This is a genomic window from Kitasatospora sp. NPDC059827 (assembly GCF_042731675.1).
Classification (GTDB): Bacteria; Actinomycetota; Actinomycetes; order Streptomycetales; family Streptomycetaceae; genus Kitasatospora.
Map to the genome: position 1 here is coordinate 1 of NZ_JBHWIV010000014.1, position 14,150 is coordinate 14,150.

Consider the following 14,150-nt stretch of genomic DNA (forward strand, 5'->3'; position numbering starts at 1 on the left):
GGTTCGCGCCGTGGGCGGTCTGAAAATCACCCGTTACGCCGCTCTCCGCACCCACCCCCTCCACCGCCCCCTCCCGCAGCGCGTCCCTCTCGCCTGGGTCGGGTGGTGGGGGTGGGTGGTTGTTGTGGGTGGGTTGGTGCGGGTTTGGGGGTGGGGGGAGACTGGGCGCATGCCGGAGTTGCCCGAGGTTGAGGCGTTGAGTTCCTTTTTGGCCGCGAGGGTGGTCGGGCGGGAGATCGTGCGGGTGCAGGTGGTGGCGATCAGTGCGTTGAAGACGTATGACCCGCCGGTGGCTGCCTTGGAGGGGCGGAGGGTGGGGGCAGTGGGGCGGCGGGGGAAGTTTCTGGACTTCGAGGTGGGTGGGGTGCATCTGGTGGTGCACCTGGCGCGGGCCGGTTGGCTGCGGTGGAGGGACTCGTTGCCGGTGGAACCGGCGAAGCCGAGTCCGAAGAACCCGCTGGCGGTGCGGGTGCGGTTGGAGGGTGGGGACGGGTTCGATCTGACGGAGGCGGGGACGAAGAAGGGGCTCGCCGTCTATGTGGTGCGGGATCCGGTGGAGGTGCCGGGGGTGGCGAGGTTGGGGCCGGATCCGTTGGATCTCGGGGTGGAGGAGTTCGCCGGGTTGTTGCGGGGGGAGCGGCGGAGGTTGAAGGGGGTGTTGCGGGACCAGACCGTGTTGGCGGGGGTGGGCAACGCCTATTCGGACGAGGTGCTGCACGTGGCGCGGATGTCGCCGTACAAGCTGGCGTCGAGCTTGACGGAGGAGGAGACGGCGCGGCTGTACGAGGCGTTGGGCGACACCTTGCGGGAAGCGGTGGAGCGCTCGCGGGGGCTGGCGGCGGGGGAGCTCAAGGCGGAGAAGAAGGTGGGGATGCGGGTGCACGGGCGGACCGGGCTGCCCTGTCCGGTGTGCGGGGACACGGTGCGGGAGGTGTCCTTCGCGGACTCGTCGTTGCAGTACTGCCCGACGTGTCAGACCGGGGGGAAGCCGTTGGCGGACCGGAGGATGTCGCGGTTGTTGAAGTGACGCGCCCGGGTGGACCCACCCGGGCGCGTCGGTGGTGTCAGCGCTTGATGGCGACGCCGCCCCAGTAGTAGGCGGCCTTCGGGTCGGCCGGGGGCTCGCCGTCGGGGCGCCATGCCAGCACCGGGGAGAGGCCCGGTTCGACCAGGTCCCAGCCGTCGAAGAAGCGGAGCACGTCGTCGTAGCCGCGGGGGACGAGGGTCATTCCGCCGGCCCGGGCCGCTTCGGCGACCTTGCCGACGGCTTCCGGGGCGAAGTCCGCGGTGGGGGTGGTGAGGGCGATGCAGCTGCCGGCGGGCAGGGCGTCGCGCAGGGCGGCCACCCGGCCCCAGGGGTCGTCCTCGTCGGCGATCAGCATCAGGACGGCGATCATCAGCAGGCCGACCGGCTGGGTGAGGTCGAGGGTGGAGGTGAGCGCCGGGTCGGAGAACAGTTCCTCGGGCTTGCGCAGGTCGGCGTGGATGTAGGTGGTGCGGCTGGCCGGGCTGGAGACCATCAGGGCGCGGGCGTGGGCGAGCACGATGGGGTCGTTGTCGACGTACACGACGCGGGTGCCCGGGCTGACGGCCTCGGCGATCTCGTGGGTGTTCGGCGAGGTGGGGATGCCGGTGCCGAGGTCGAGGAACTGGCGGATGCCGTGCTCCCGGGCGAGGTGGCGGACCGCGCGGCCCTGGAAGGCGCGGTTGGCCTTGGCCATCTCCTTGACGCTGGGCACGGCCTCCTCGATGGCCTGGCCCATGGCGCGGTCCGGCGGGAAGTTGGTCTTGCCGCCCAGCCAGTAGTCGTAGACGCGCGCGGAGTGCGGAGTGGTGGTGTCGACGCCGAAACGTTCCCACTGGCTCAGCTCGACGGCGTCCTCGTCCTGCGGGCCCTGCTGGGGGAAGTCCTGACTTGTCGTCATGGCCACGTCCTCTGATGGCAGATCATCACACTGGGGAAGGCACAGCGTAGCGGCCATGGGGGGAATGAGGGGAAGGGGTGTCGGTAGGTCGGTGGGGTGGGGGTGCTGTGGGCTGTCGGAGTGGTGATCGGCGCCCGGGGGGAGGGGTGCTGACCAGCGGGGCAAGCATCCAGAATGCTGTCTGATCGTCAGATTACTTCTCCGGTGACCGCTCGGGTCACCTCGCGCAGGCTGCTGATGGTAGCGGCCGGGATGTCGTTGCTCGGCGGTGCCGCCGCCTGCAAGAGCCCCTGGGGTAACGGGGGTGTCGCTGCTCCGGAGGGGGTGACGGAGGTGCTGGCGACGGAGGTGCCGGGGGCACCCGGGTCGCCCGGGGCTTCGGTCTCCTCGCCGACGCCCTCGCCGGTGCCGCCGTCCGCCACTCCGTCGGCGAGTCCGGCGGCCAGTGCGGCGCCGAGTGTCCAGCCCGTCCGCAAGGTGCTCAGCGATGCGGAGAGCAAGCCGGTGTACGACCTGGACCCGGCCCAGCGGGTGGTGGCGCTCACCATCGACGACGGGCCGGACCCCAAGTACACGCCCCAGGTGCTGGCCCTGCTCCAGCAGCACGGGATCCGGGCGACCTTCTTCCTGATCGGCGAGAACGCCGTGGAGCACCCGGCCCTGGTGCGGGAGATCGCGGACCGGGGCCACCACATCGCCAACCACACCTGGACCCATCCGGACCTGCGGCACATGTCGGAGGGGCAGGTTCGGGACGAGCTGGAGCGCACCAGCGACCTCCTGCACCGGACCACCGGCCGGCTGCCCACCTGGTTCCGGGCGCCGGGCGGGGACTTCTCGCCGGTGTCGCTGCGGGTGGCCGCCGAGATGGGGCTGCGGAACATGGCCTGGTCGATCGACCCGAGGGACTGGTCCCGGCCTGGGACGTCGTCGATCATCGACACGGTCCTCAAGGAGGTGCGGCCGGGGTCGATCGTGCTCAACCACGACGGCGGCGGGGACCGCTCGCAGACGGTGGCGGCTTTGAAGACGTACCTGCCGGTGCTGATCGATTCCGGGTACCTCTTCACGGCGCCGCCGAATTGATATCGGAAGGTCGGAGAATATCGATAGCGGGCGATGTGTGGGCAGGTAGCGGCTTTGCTATCTAAACCACTCGAAAGGGTGTATCAGAAGAAGCGTTTCTGCGGATTTTTGGCCTTTAGGGTGATCTCGCACCAGTTCACCGGGTACCCCGGGTACCACCTGAAAGGCTCTCCCATGCGTCTCCGCAATGCCGTGCTCGCCGTCGCCAGCGCCGCCGCCCTCGTCCTCGCCGTTCCGATGTCCGCCGACGCCGCCACCGGCGACTTCCTCTACAAGGTCGGCAAGCACTCCGCCGGCACCCCAGCCGGGATGTACGACCCGGAGAGTGGCAAGTGCATCGACGTGTTCGGGGCGACCGAGGCGGACCCGGCCTTCGCGCCGGAGAACTTCACCACCTCGACGGCCACGGTGTTCCTCGAGGCCGAATGCAACGGCGACGTCTACTTCGTGATGAACCCCGGTAAGAGGCTCGGCGACCGGTTGAAGTTCCGCTCGGTCGTCTTCTCCTGAGTCGGGTGGCCCGGGCCGGACGGTCGGCGTAGCTTCGAACTGTCCGGCCCGGTCGCCGGTGCCTCGTTGTGCCCGGGTGCCGCAGTCCGGGTAGAGCGAAGGAGGTCTGGGATGACCGGCTATGCACACCCTGAGGCGCTGGTCCGCACCGATTGGTTGGCTGATCATCTGGGCGACGGGACGGTCCGGGTGGTCGAGGTCGACGAGGACAGCAGCGCCTATGAGCGGGACCACATCCCCGGGGCGGTGGGGTGGAACTGGACCACCGATCTGCACAGTCAGGTCGGGCGGGACTACGCCGATCGCGACGGTGTCCAGCACCTGTTGCGGGCGGCCGGGGTGGAGGAGGACACGACTGTCGTCCTGTACGGGGGCAACAACAACTGGTTCGCCGCGTACGCGTTCTGGCTGTTGCGGCTGCGGGGGTTCGGGCCGGTGAAGCTGCTGGACGGCGGGCGGAAGAAGTGGGAGCTGGAGGGGCGGGAGCTCACCCACGAGGTGATGGACTACCAGCACTCGGGGTACCGGCTGACCGGGCCGGAGCGGCCCGAGCTGCGGGCGCTGCGGGACGAGGTGCTGGCCAAGGCGGAGGTGTTCGCCAAGCCCGGTGCGGACGCGGTGCTGGTCGACGTCCGGTCCCCGGCGGAGTTCCGCGGGGAGCTGATCGCGCCGCCGCACCTGCCGCAGGAGCAGGCCCAGGTGCCCGGGCACATTCCCGGGGCGGTCAACGTGCCCTGGTCGCAGGCCGCGAACGACGACGGGTCGTTCCGTTCGGCGGAGGAGCTGCGGGCACTGTACGGCGGTAAGGGGGTCGGGGAGGAGCGCGAGGTGATCGCCTACTGCCGGATCGGCGAGCGGTCGGCGCACACCTGGTTCGCGCTCACCGAGCTGCTGGGGTACCCGCACGTGAAGAACTACGACGGCTCGTGGACGGAGTACGGCTCGCTGGTGCGGGCGCCGGTGGTGCTCGGGGTCTGAGGTGCGGGTGGGGCAGGTGGGGCGGGTGGCGGTGGTGGGGCGGTGTTATTTCGGCGCGTTTCTTTTCATGAACATCTCATAGTTGGGGAGTGGACCGGGGGCTGCCGGGACAAGGATCGATCCGACCCATCGATCCGGTGATCCTGGAGGACCACGTTGCGCAAGAGGCTGATCGTCTCCGCCGCCAGTGCCCTGAGCCTGTTCCTGGCCGTTCCCGCCTCGGCCGCCGACTTCCAACCCGGCGCGGCCGGGATCGGCGACCCCTACTACCCGACCTACGGCAACGGCGGCTACCGCGTCTCCCACTACGACATCCGGTTGAAGTACCAGCCCGCGACCGACGAGCTGGAGGGCACCACCACCATCCTCGCCACCGCGACCCAGGACCTCTCCCGGTTCAACCTCGACTTCGCGCTGAACGTCTCCGAGGTACTGGTCAACGGGCGGGCGGCGGCCTTCGCCACCAGCGGTGAGCAGGAGCTGGAGATCACCCCGGCCCGGCCGCTGGCCAAGGGCAGCCAGGCCACCGTGGTGGTCCGCTACAAGGGCGTGCCGTCCACCGTGAAGAAGTACGGCTTCACCGCCTGGCACCGCACCCCCGACGGTGCCGTGGCGGCCGACGAGCCCGAGGCCGCGTGGTGGTGGTACCCGAGCAACGACCACCCGAGCAACAAGGCCACCTACGACGTCTCGGTGCTGGTGCCGGACGGCAACCAGGTGATCAGCAACGGCGTGTTGACGGGCACCAGCTCGAAGGCGGGCTGGACCCGCTACAGCTGGCGCGAGAACAAGCCCCAGGCGACCTATCTGACGACGTTGGCGGTCGGGAAGTTCGACATCACCACCGACACCACCGCGAGCGGGCTGCCGGTCTACAACGCGTACAGCAAGGACCTCGGTGAGAACGCGGACGCCGCCCGGGCCAGCGTCGAGCGCACCGGTGAGCTGGTGGACTGGCTGAGCGGCTACTTCGGCGACTACCCGTTCAGCTCGGTCGGCGGGTACGTGCCCAATGTCCCGACCGGCTACGCCCTGGAGACCCAGACTCGGGTCTTCTACAGCCCCAAGCAGTTCGCCAAGGGCACCAACACCTCGGTGGTCGTGCACGAGCTGGCCCACCAGTGGTACGGCGACAGCGTCTCGCTCTCGCGCTGGAGCGACATCTGGCTGAACGAGGGCTTCGCGAGCTACGCCCAGTTCCTCTGGTCCGAGCACGAGAACGAGGGCACCGCGCAGGAGCTGGCCGACTACATCTACGCCTCACACCCGGCCGACGACCCGTTCTGGAGCGTCAAGCCGGGCGACCCGGGCGCGGACAACCAGTTCTCCAACGCGGTGTACGACCGGGGCGCGGTGGCCATCCAGGCACTGCGCAACACCGTCGGGGACGAGAAGTTCTTCAAGATCCTCAAGGGCTGGCCCACCGAGCGCAAGTACGGCAACGCGACCATCGCGGAGTTCCAGGCGTACGCGGAGAAGGTGTCCGGGCAGAAGCTCGGGGACCTCTTCAAGACCTGGCTGTTCACTCCGGGCAAGCCGGCCGTCGGACCGGTGGTGCCGGGGGCACCGGCCGCGGCTTCGCTGGCGCCGGGGGCGCGGGACGACGTCAAGGCGCTGGTGGAGCCGAAGTCCTGGACGAAGATCCAGGACGCCCACTCGGTGCACGAGCACTGACACCCGGTGGGGTGAGGTGACGGGCGTGGCCCGGCCGGAGGGCCGGGCTACGCCGCTCCGGAGCCGTCCGCCGCGAGGAGTTCGGTGAGGCGGCGGACGGCGAAGGGTATGAGCTCGCGGACCGGGACCAGCCGGCAGGGCGCGTTGCCGACCAGCACCTCGCGGATGCCGGCCAGCTCCTCGAACTCCCGGCCCACGACCGGGAAGTGGGTGTCGTTGTCGTTGCCCACGTCCGGTGTCTCGATCCACACCCGCTCGCCCTGGATGGCCATCGGGAAGCGGCGGAGCTTGAGCCGGCGGTTCGGGGCGAAGGTCTCCGCGTAGTGCAGGAAGGTGTTGCGGTTGTGCCCGACGCCGACCAGCAGCACGTACCCGCCGAGGTCGTGCAGGGCGCCGAAGGGCGACTCCCGGCCGACGGCCCAGCCGAGCGAGCGGCGGGCGGTGACCTCGCGGGCGTGGGCGCCGACGGCGGCGACCGAGGCCTGCGGGTGGGTGCTGCGCAGGCTCTCCGGCAGGCTGCGCAGGGCCTCGGCGATCGCGCCCATCGGGGAGGGCAGCCCGGGGTGGAACAGCGGGACGGCGGCCCGCAGTTCGGCGATCCCCGGGGTGGGAAGTCCGGCGTGGTCCGGCGCCGGGTCGCAGACGACGGAGCCGGTGAAGGCGGGCGTGGCCACCGTGCCGCCCGGCCCGACGGCCTCGCGCAGGCTGGCCACCACGGCCGCCGCCCCGCCCTCGACCCGGCCGAGGCTGGAGAGCGAGGAGTGCACGATGATCGCCATGCCCGGGCGGACGCCGACCCGGTGCCAACCCTCCACGAGGTCGGCGGCGGTGAGCGGGCTGGTGCCCGGTGTGGTCATGGTCCCCCCTGATGGTGGTGGTGCGTAGGGCTGATGGGCGTGCTGGTGCATTCGTACCGGTGTGGTGCGATTGTTCGGGCCCGACCCTAGCGGGTGGCACTGACAATCGGTCAGGAGGGGGGTGCCGTGCGTCAGTCCAAGGCGTCGAGGCCCGTCCGGTCCGGGGCGCTGGTCACCGGCCGCCGCGGGCCGCCCGGCGGGCCCAGTACGTCAGTCCGCGCTGTTCGTCGTGCGGCCCGGCCACCTTGCCGGGGCGCACGATCGTCGCCCGGTCGCCGTAGCGGGCGGTGACGTCCTGCTCGCAGGCGACCTTGAGCCGGCCGTACGTCTCCTCGGACAGCTCCTCGGCCTCGCGCAGCGGTGCGCGGAGCGGGGCGGACTCGTCGGAGCGCGGGGCGAGGCCGGGCCGGTGGTAGACGGCGTGGCTGGAGACGAAGAGGTAGCGGCCGACCCGGTCGCCGAGGGCGGTCATGGCCTGGTCGACCTGGCGGGGGCGGTAGCCGGTGACGTCCACCACGGCGTCCCACTCGCCCGTGCGCAGGGCGGCGTAGTCGCCGGTGTCGCGGTCGCCGCGCAGGTGGCGGGCCTCGGGGAAGGGGGCGGGGTTGGTCCGGCCTCGGTTGAACAGGGTGACCTCGGCGCCGCTGCGCAGGGCGTCGGCGGCGATCGCGCGGCCGACGAAGGAGGTGCCGCCGAGTACGAGGATCCGCATGGGGTTCAGGCTAGAACCCGGGTCAAGTCGATTCGGGTGGATCCGGGGTGTACCGGCCCGGCCGGCTCGGGGTGAGCCGGCCGGGGCCGGGGTCAGGTGGTGGGGGCCTTGGCGGCTTCGGTGAGGATCAACTCCTCGATGCCGTAGAGGAACCGCTCCATCGCGGGGCGCGGGAGGATGGCCGGGTCGGCGGTCATGGCGAGGCTCAGCGCTTCGGGGGACTGCAGGGCGTCCAGGGCGTAGGTCAGGCCCGGACGGGGCTCGAAGTCGACCGGCCAGCTGAGGGTGGTGCCCTCGTCGCCCGGGGCGGGTGCGGCCGGGAGCAGGTCGCGGGTGTCGTTGAAGACGCAGGAGCGGTCGGCGAGCGGTACGCCCTCGGTGCTGAGCTGCTCGACCTCGGCGGCCAGGGCGAGCTTGTCGTAGTAGGCGTGCCGGTAGGTGCCGATCGCGGCGGAGTGGGTGCGGCGGACGACCTCGCCGAACTCGGCGGTGGCGTCGGGGAGGTGGAACAGTCCGTCGCCCGCGACCACGCTCACCGCGTTGGTCAGCTCGGGTAGGAAGCGGTTGTTGACCACGACGTTGAGCACGGCCTCGGTGGTGCCGGCGAGGCGGGCGGTCATCGTGGCGGTCGCCGCCAGCAGGACGGAGGAGGTGCTCACCCGGTGGGTGGCGGCGACCAGTTCGACCGCGGCGGGCAGTGCGGGGGAGCGCAGGACGGCGTTGGGGAAGTCGGCGGGGGGCTCGGTCGCGGGCGGTTCCGGGAACAGCCGGGGCGGGGCGAGGCGGAGCTTGCGGACGAACTGCTTGCGGGCGCCCGTGTCGCGCTTGCGGCCCCGCTCGGAGGTCTGGAACTCGGCCTCCTCCAGGGGCTGTTGGGCGGGTGTGCGGAGCCCGGCGAGCTCGGTGGGGGAGTGCCCGAGGCTGAGTGCGGTCAGGTCGGCGACCAGGCGGTCCATCCCCGCGCCGTCGACGGCGGTGTGGGAGAGTGCCAGGCTGATGTGCCGGGCGAGGCCGTCGGCCGTCACCACGCCGACCCGCAGGGGCCACTGGGTGGCGGTGTCGAAGGGGCGTCCGGCCAGGTCCCGGTGCAGTCGCCCGCCGGCCTCGGTCGGGTCCTCGCCGTCCGCCAGCGGGTGCACCTCGACGGTCAAGGTGCCGTCCGGGTCGACGACTTGGCGCAGGGTGCCGTCCGGGGCGGGGAGCAGCCGGGTGTGCAGCGAGTCGTGCAGGTGCAGCAGTCGGTCCAGGGCGTCGAGCAGTCCGGGCAGTGGCAGGCCCGGGTCCAGCGGGGCCGCGGTGGCGATGGTGTAGCGCGGTACGTCGGCCGGGGGGAGTCGGCGTACGGCGTCCCAGATGGCCCGTTGGCCCCAGGTGGCCGGTCCGGTTCCGGACCGGCCGGACGAGAACGCGATCTCCAGCAGTTGGCGTGTGGTCACCGTGTGGCTCTCCAGGGTGCGGTCGTTCGGTGCGTCGGTGCCGGTGCGTCGGGAGCGCGGGTGCTGCTGGGGAGAGTGTGGCGCACGGTCCGCCGGGCGTCGAGGGGGTGGCCGGCCGGTGGGCGTCCGGTATGCGGGACCGGGGTTCCATGACTATCTCGACATGAAGTATCTTGATGTCGAGATTGACGGTGGACGCGAAACGAGGACCTGTCATGCGGGGGAACGGACTGTGGTCGCAGCTGCGGCGGCCGCCGGGCGGGCGGGACGCCCGCATCATGCTGCTGGCCCAGGGCGTGGACCGGACCGGCACCGGGGTGTGGGCGGCCGCGTCCGTGCTGTACTTCACCTATGTCTGCGGCATGGACGCCGGGCGGCTCGGACTGCTGCTCGGGGTGGGCGCGGTGGCCGGGATCATCGGGTCGCCGCTGTCCGGACGGGCCGCCGAACGCTTTTCGGTGCGCGGGCTGCTGATCGGCTGCCACCTGCTGCGGGTGGCCACCATGGCGCTACTGCTGGTGGTCCAGGACTTCACCGCGCTGCTGGTCTCGGTCGCGCTGACCTGCCTGGCCGAACGCGGCGCCAAGACCCTGGAGATGCTCTTCGCCACCCGGGTCGCGGGCGAGCGGCGGGCCACCTATCAGGCACTGTTCCGCAGCGTGGCCAACGGCGGCTACGCGGTCGGGACGGGCGTCGCGGCGATCGGCCTGGCGTTCGGCACCACCACCGCGTACCGGGCGCTGATCGTGGCCAACGCGCTCTCGTACCTGCTGGCCGCCGCCCTGATCCGGCGCACCGAGGAGCCGGCCGGGCGCGGTCTGGGCGCGGTGGCGGAAGCGGCTGCGGCTGCGGAAGCGGGGGCGAAGGCGGAACCGGAGGTGAAGGTGAAGGCGGAGGCGTCCGCCGCCGGGGGCGGCGCCGTGCCGAGCCCCTGGCGCGACCGCGGCTACCTGCTGTTCGTGCTGCTGGACCTGCCGATGTGCCTGGACGACTCCGTGCTCAACGTCGGCCTGCCGCTCTGGCTGATCCACCACACCGACGCGCCGCACGCCGTGGTGCCGGCCTTCCTCACCCTCAACACCGTGCTGGTGGTGGTGCTGCAACTGCGCGTCTCCGGCTGGGCGGAGCGGCCGGGCGGGGCGACCAGGGCGGTCGGCTGGTACGGGGTGACGCTGCTCGCGAGCTGCCTGCTGATCGCGCTCTCCACCGGCGGCGGTCCGCTGACCGCCTCGCTCGCCCTGCTGGCCGCGGCCGCGCTGGTCACGCTCGCGGAGCTGATGCGCTCGGTGAGCTCCTGGGAGCTGGCGGTCAGCCTGGCGCCGCCGCGGGCCCGGGCCTCCTACCTGGGGGTGGCGGGGATGTCCCAGTCGGTCCAGAAGTCGGTGGGGCCGATGCTGCTGACCGGTGTGGTGATGGCCGCCGGCCCGGTGGGCTGGCTGGCGCTCGGTGCGGCGTCCACCGGTCTCGCCGCGCTCCAGCGCCGGGCCAGCCTGCGCCGCCTCGCGGCGCTGGCCGTGCCGGAGCGGGTGCCCGTGGCGGTCGGCTGACCGCCGCGCGGACCGCGGGAGCAGCCCGCCCGCCGCGATCCGGCCGCAGCGGGCGGGCCGTTCAGGAGGCCGGCACCTTCGTGGGCTCCCGTACCTCCTCGACGGGGGTGCGCGCCCGGAGGGTGCCGACCAGGAGGGCACCGGCGAGGGCCGCGGCGCCGGTGAGGGAGGCGAACACGGTGGAGGAGGTGGCGATCCCGGCGGCGTCGCTCAGGTAGCCGGTCAGGATGGGCAGGATGCCCGCGAACAGGTAACCGCCCGCGCTGAGCGCCGCGTTGGCCTCGGCGAGCCGGGTCGGGACGACTTCCGTCCCCAGCCGGGAGAAGCCGCCGTACTGGCCCATGCCCTGCCCGACGCCCGCGGCGACCGCGGCGAGGGTGAGCAGGGCGAGGGAGTGGGCGCGGACGGCGGTGGCGGTGCCGAGCATGGCGACGCCGGTGACGACGCCCGCGATGGTGAGGATCCGCCCCAACGGCAGGTTCCGGATCGCGAACTGGACGCCGGTGGAGGCGCCGAACATCATGAAGCCGATCCCGCCGGTCACCAGCCGGTTGCCGGTGTGCAACAGGGAGGCGAGCAGGATCGGCCCGAGCGCGAGCAGCAGGGACGTCCCCGTCATGCCGGGGATGTAGACCAGCAGGCTGGTGGCCAGGCCGCGGCGGTTGACCCGGGGGACGGACGGCAGGCGCAGCCACCCCGGCGCGGGTTCCTCCCGGGAGACCGGTACGGGCGGCAGGTGGAGCGTGTACACGACCGCCAGGGCGGTCAGCAGCAGGACCCCCTCCAGGACGAAGACGGTGACGGTGGGGGCCGTCCAGTACTGGGAGACGCTGCCCCCGAGCAGGGGGCCGGCGGCCAGGCCGGTGCCGATGGCCACCGATCCGGCGAGGACCGCCTGCGGGCGCCGCCCGGGGCCCCCGACGTGGGAGACCGCCGCGGTGCCGGCGGAGAGCACCGCGCCGACCGCCACACCGGTGAGCAGCCGCGCGACGATCAGGGTCAGGACGTGGGTGGCCGTCATGAACAGCGCGCAGGAGACCAGTCCGGCGACCAGGGCGGGAGCCAGCACCCGGCGGGTGCCGTACCGGTCCGCCAGGGCGCCGGTGAACGGCAGGGCGAGCAGCAGTCCGCCGATGTACGCGGCGAAGATGACCGTCGTGGTGCCGGTGGAGAAGCCGATGCGGTCCTTCCAGAGGGCGAGCAGCGGGGTGGGGATGTTGGACAGCATGAACACGGCGGTGATCGGCCACGCCGCCGCCCACACCGCCCACCCCGGCGCCTGGGGCCGGCCGTTCACAGCTCGCGCAGGAGCGGGAGGAGCTCCTGCGCCGTCCGCCGGACCGCGTCGCGGTAGGCGGCCTCCGTCAGCTCGGCGGTGGGCAGGCGCAGGATCAGGTGGCGGGCGCCGTTCTTGACGTACTGGTGGAGCCAGTCGGCGACCTCCTGCGGGGTTCCGCCGAAGATCCCCTGGGTGGTGCGCATGGTGGTGAGCGGGAGGCCGTAGTAGGCGCGGAAGTACGACCAGAGGGTCTCCTCGGCCTGCTCCCGGGTGCGGTCGACCGCGACGGAGAGGTAGACGGAGCCGGTGACCGCCTCGGCGGGGCGGCCCGCCTCCTCGCGCGCGGCGGTGACCTGCTCCCAGCCCGCGCCGTAGTTCTCGGGGGTGGTGGAGGTCGGCATCCAGCCGTCGAAGCCGCGGCCGGCCCGGCGCAGCATCTGGGGGCCGGAGTGGGCGATCCACAGCGGCGGGCCCTGCGGCTGGTGCGGCAGGGGCAGCAGGGCGGCGTCCTGGAGCCGGTAGTGCTTGCCCTGGTAGGAGACGGGTTCGCCGCGGGCGGCCCAGAGCGCCTGGCAGATCTCGACGGTCTCCCGCATCCGCCCGAAGCGGGTGGCGAAGTCCAGCCCGTAGTTGGCGAATTCGCGCTCGGTCGCGGGGGAGGCGAAGCCGGAGCCGATACCGGCGATCACCCGGCCGCCGGAGATCCGGTCCAGGCAGGCCAGTTCGTGCGCCAGGTGGACGGGGGCGCGCAGCGGCATCAGCACGGCGGTGCCCAACTGCACCCGCTCGGTGGCCGAGGAGGCGGCGGCGAGGGCGAGCAGCGGGTTCATCCGGGAGCGGGCGAGCGGGGATTCGCCGGCCCAGATCGAGTCGAAGCCGGACTCCTCGGCCAGGGCGGCGATCGAGGCGAGGTTGGCCGGGTAGGGGCCCTCGTCGACGACGGCCTCGCGGCCGGGCAGGACGATGCCGACCTTGAGGGCGGTCACTGGTCCCACCCCACGGCGGGGACGAGGCCCTCGATCTCGACCAGGAGGTCGTCCCGGCAGACGGCGACGTTGAGGTACTTCACCTCAGTACCCAGACCAAGTGTCTCCTCACAGACAGCGCGTACCGCCGGAACATCGTCTTCATGTCGCACGTAGGCCTTGATCATCCGTAGGTCCTTGAGGTCGTGTCCCGCGTCGATGCCCTGGGCCGCGAGGTTCTCGCGGGAGATCAGGTGGGCGATGTTGTCCAGGGTCTCCCGGGTCTGGCGCCGCACGTCGCCCGGGTGGACGGTCTCGTGGCCGAGGATGGACGCGGTGCCGGAGACGTAGAGGGTGTCGTCCAGGAGCGTGGCGCGGGCGAAGCTCGGCGACTTGGGACCGTACTGGTCGGGGTAGTGGTAGGCGGAGGTCTGCCGGCTGTTCTCCAGGTGCCGGGGCACGCCTCTTCTGGTCGCCAGCAGGACGAAGGCTATGCCGCGGCCCTGGGTGCCGATCCCGGTGGCGGCGGGGAGTTGGGCGGTGGTGTCGCCCATGTAGGTCTGGAACGCCTGGGCGCGGCCCTGGACGAAGTCCCGGTAGACCTCCATGCCCTCGGCGTTGGCGCCGAGGATGTCGCCGACGAAGTTCCACATCCGGAAGACGTGGCCGTAGTCGAGGTGGTTGACCAGGGCGAAGGCCTTCTCGTACATCTCCCGCACCGGCGGGGTGTAGACCGACTGCTCGGGCAGGAGGCCGGCGACGAAGAGGTGTCGGCCGTCGTGGGCGTAGGCGCTGTCCTCGCGCAGGACCCAGCGCGGCCGTTCGGCGACGGTCCACACCTCGCGGAAGGCGTCGCCGTTGGTGACCGCCATCGGGATGGTCAGGTCGGGGTGGCCGTGCTCGACCCGGGTGAGGCCGGTGGCGGCGCCGTAGGTCACGGTGGCGAGGACGTGGCGCCCCGGCTCCGGGGACGGCGGCTGCGCCGCGGAGGTGAAGTGGGCACGGATGCTCATGTCAGCAGGTTCCTTCGGTGCGGCAGGCGGCGCCGTCGGCGACGTCCTGGTGGGCCTGCGCGTCGAGGATCGCCCCGCGCAGGTGCTGGGGCTCGGGACTCCCTCGAAGCGGGTGTCGCCGATGGGGACGGGGGCAGGAGCGGTGTGGCGGGGCCGAGGCGGCCCGCG

At 72.1% G+C, this 14,150-nt stretch carries 14 protein-coding genes; 6 read left to right on the plus strand and 8 right to left on the minus strand.

What is annotated here, in order from left to right:
* The first annotated feature begins 169 nt into the window (after nt 1-169).
* Nucleotides 170-1,027 carry an Fpg/Nei family DNA glycosylase gene (locus ACFV8H_RS11660; protein WP_380398689.1) on the plus strand — a complete coding sequence of 286 codons (858 nt, stop codon included), beginning with the start codon at nt 170-172 and terminating at the stop codon, nt 1,025-1,027.
* Nucleotides 1,028-1,064: 37 nt separating this feature from the next.
* On the opposite strand, the gene ACFV8H_RS11665 is transcribed toward ACFV8H_RS11660, so the two are convergent.
* Together ACFV8H_RS11665 and ACFV8H_RS11670 are read right to left on the minus strand one after the other, a co-directional pair.
* Nucleotides 1,065-1,925, minus strand: a complete 861-nt coding sequence (locus ACFV8H_RS11665; protein WP_375894951.1) for an SAM-dependent methyltransferase — start codon at nt 1,923-1,925, stop codon at nt 1,065-1,067.
* Between the two features lie 188 nt (nt 1,926-2,113).
* Nucleotides 2,114-2,425, minus strand: coding sequence for a hypothetical protein (locus tag ACFV8H_RS11670; protein WP_380398691.1), 312 nt, complete (start codon nt 2,423-2,425; stop codon nt 2,114-2,116).
* Here ACFV8H_RS11670 and ACFV8H_RS11675 point away from each other — a divergent pair.
* From ACFV8H_RS11675 to ACFV8H_RS11690, 4 genes are all read left to right on the plus strand, one after another.
* Nucleotides 2,403-3,011, plus strand: coding sequence for a polysaccharide deacetylase family protein (locus ACFV8H_RS11675; RefSeq protein WP_380398693.1), 609 nt, complete (start codon nt 2,403-2,405; stop codon nt 3,009-3,011). The two genes, ACFV8H_RS11670 and ACFV8H_RS11675, sit on opposite strands and share 23 nt — an antisense overlap.
* Before the next feature lie 174 nt (nt 3,012-3,185).
* Nucleotides 3,186-3,521, plus strand: a complete 336-nt coding sequence (locus ACFV8H_RS11680; RefSeq protein ID WP_380398695.1) for a hypothetical protein — start codon at nt 3,186-3,188, stop codon at nt 3,519-3,521.
* Between the two features lie 111 nt (nt 3,522-3,632).
* Nucleotides 3,633-4,499: a sulfurtransferase gene (locus ACFV8H_RS11685; RefSeq protein WP_380398697.1), complete on the plus strand. Its 867-nt coding sequence runs from the start codon at nt 3,633-3,635 to the stop codon at nt 4,497-4,499.
* A gap of 156 nt (nt 4,500-4,655) precedes the next feature.
* The gene (locus ACFV8H_RS11690) at nt 4,656-6,173 is read left to right on the plus strand and encodes a M1 family metallopeptidase (protein ID WP_380398699.1); all 1,518 of its coding nucleotides are present in this window, start codon (nt 4,656-4,658) and stop codon (nt 6,171-6,173) included.
* 47 nt (nt 6,174-6,220) lie between these two features.
* Here the strand turns inward: ACFV8H_RS11690 and ACFV8H_RS11695 are convergent, their stop codons facing one another.
* The 3 genes from ACFV8H_RS11695 to ACFV8H_RS11705 form a co-directional block, all read right to left on the minus strand.
* Nucleotides 6,221-7,030 (minus strand): aminoglycoside N(3)-acetyltransferase, encoded by an 810-nt coding sequence (locus tag ACFV8H_RS11695; protein WP_380398701.1) that lies wholly within the window; start codon nt 7,028-7,030, stop codon nt 6,221-6,223.
* 172 nt (nt 7,031-7,202) lie between these two features.
* Nucleotides 7,203-7,742 carry an NAD-dependent epimerase/dehydratase family protein gene (locus ACFV8H_RS11700; protein ID WP_380398703.1) on the minus strand — a complete coding sequence of 180 codons (540 nt, stop codon included), beginning with the start codon at nt 7,740-7,742 and terminating at the stop codon, nt 7,203-7,205.
* 92 nt (nt 7,743-7,834) lie between these two features.
* Nucleotides 7,835-9,178, minus strand: coding sequence for a condensation domain-containing protein (locus ACFV8H_RS11705; RefSeq protein ID WP_380398705.1), 1,344 nt, complete (start codon nt 9,176-9,178; stop codon nt 7,835-7,837).
* 215 nt (nt 9,179-9,393) lie between these two features.
* Between ACFV8H_RS11705 and ACFV8H_RS11710 the strand changes: the two genes are divergently transcribed.
* Nucleotides 9,394-10,725, plus strand: a complete 1,332-nt coding sequence (locus ACFV8H_RS11710) for an MFS transporter (protein WP_380398707.1) — start codon at nt 9,394-9,396, stop codon at nt 10,723-10,725.
* A gap of 61 nt (nt 10,726-10,786) precedes the next feature.
* Here ACFV8H_RS11710 and ACFV8H_RS11715 read toward each other — a convergent pair whose 3' ends face one another.
* From ACFV8H_RS11715 to ACFV8H_RS11725, 3 genes are all read right to left on the minus strand, one after another.
* A complete protein-coding gene (locus tag ACFV8H_RS11715) occupies nt 10,787-11,953 on the minus strand; it encodes an MFS transporter (protein ID WP_380398709.1) in 1,167 nt (388 codons plus the stop codon).
* Nucleotides 11,954-12,018: 65 nt separating this feature from the next.
* On the minus strand, nt 12,019-12,990 hold the full coding sequence (locus tag ACFV8H_RS11720; protein ID WP_375894921.1) for an LLM class flavin-dependent oxidoreductase: 972 nt from the start codon (nt 12,988-12,990) through the stop codon (nt 12,019-12,021).
* A complete protein-coding gene (locus tag ACFV8H_RS11725; RefSeq protein ID WP_380398711.1) occupies nt 12,987-13,982 on the minus strand; it encodes an FkbO/Hyg5 family chorismatase in 996 nt (331 codons plus the stop codon). The genes ACFV8H_RS11720 and ACFV8H_RS11725 overlap by 4 nt, the downstream gene beginning before the upstream one ends.
* Between the last annotated feature and the right edge of the window lie 168 nt (nt 13,983-14,150).

Excerpts from the sequence above, each read along its gene's own strand:
- ACFV8H_RS11685 (WP_380398697.1), top strand. The coding sequence starts at position 3,633 with ATGACCGGCTATGCACACCCTGAGGCGCTGGTCCGCACCGATTGGTTG.
- ACFV8H_RS11665 (WP_375894951.1), bottom strand. The coding sequence starts at position 1,925 with ATGACGACAAGTCAGGACTTCCCCCAGCAGGGCCCGCAGGACGAGGAC.
- ACFV8H_RS11710 (WP_380398707.1), top strand. The coding sequence starts at position 9,394 with ATGCGGGGGAACGGACTGTGGTCGCAGCTGCGGCGGCCGCCGGGCGGG.
- ACFV8H_RS11660 (WP_380398689.1), top strand. The coding sequence starts at position 170 with ATGCCGGAGTTGCCCGAGGTTGAGGCGTTGAGTTCCTTTTTGGCCGCG.
- ACFV8H_RS11695 (WP_380398701.1), bottom strand. The coding sequence starts at position 7,030 with ATGACCACACCGGGCACCAGCCCGCTCACCGCCGCCGACCTCGTGGAG.
- ACFV8H_RS11680 (WP_380398695.1), top strand. The coding sequence starts at position 3,186 with ATGCGTCTCCGCAATGCCGTGCTCGCCGTCGCCAGCGCCGCCGCCCTC.
- ACFV8H_RS11715 (WP_380398709.1), bottom strand. The coding sequence starts at position 11,953 with ATGCTGTCCAACATCCCCACCCCGCTGCTCGCCCTCTGGAAGGACCGC.
- ACFV8H_RS11725 (WP_380398711.1), bottom strand. The coding sequence starts at position 13,982 with ATGAGCATCCGTGCCCACTTCACCTCCGCGGCGCAGCCGCCGTCCCCG.
- ACFV8H_RS11700 (WP_380398703.1), bottom strand. The coding sequence starts at position 7,742 with ATGCGGATCCTCGTACTCGGCGGCACCTCCTTCGTCGGCCGCGCGATC.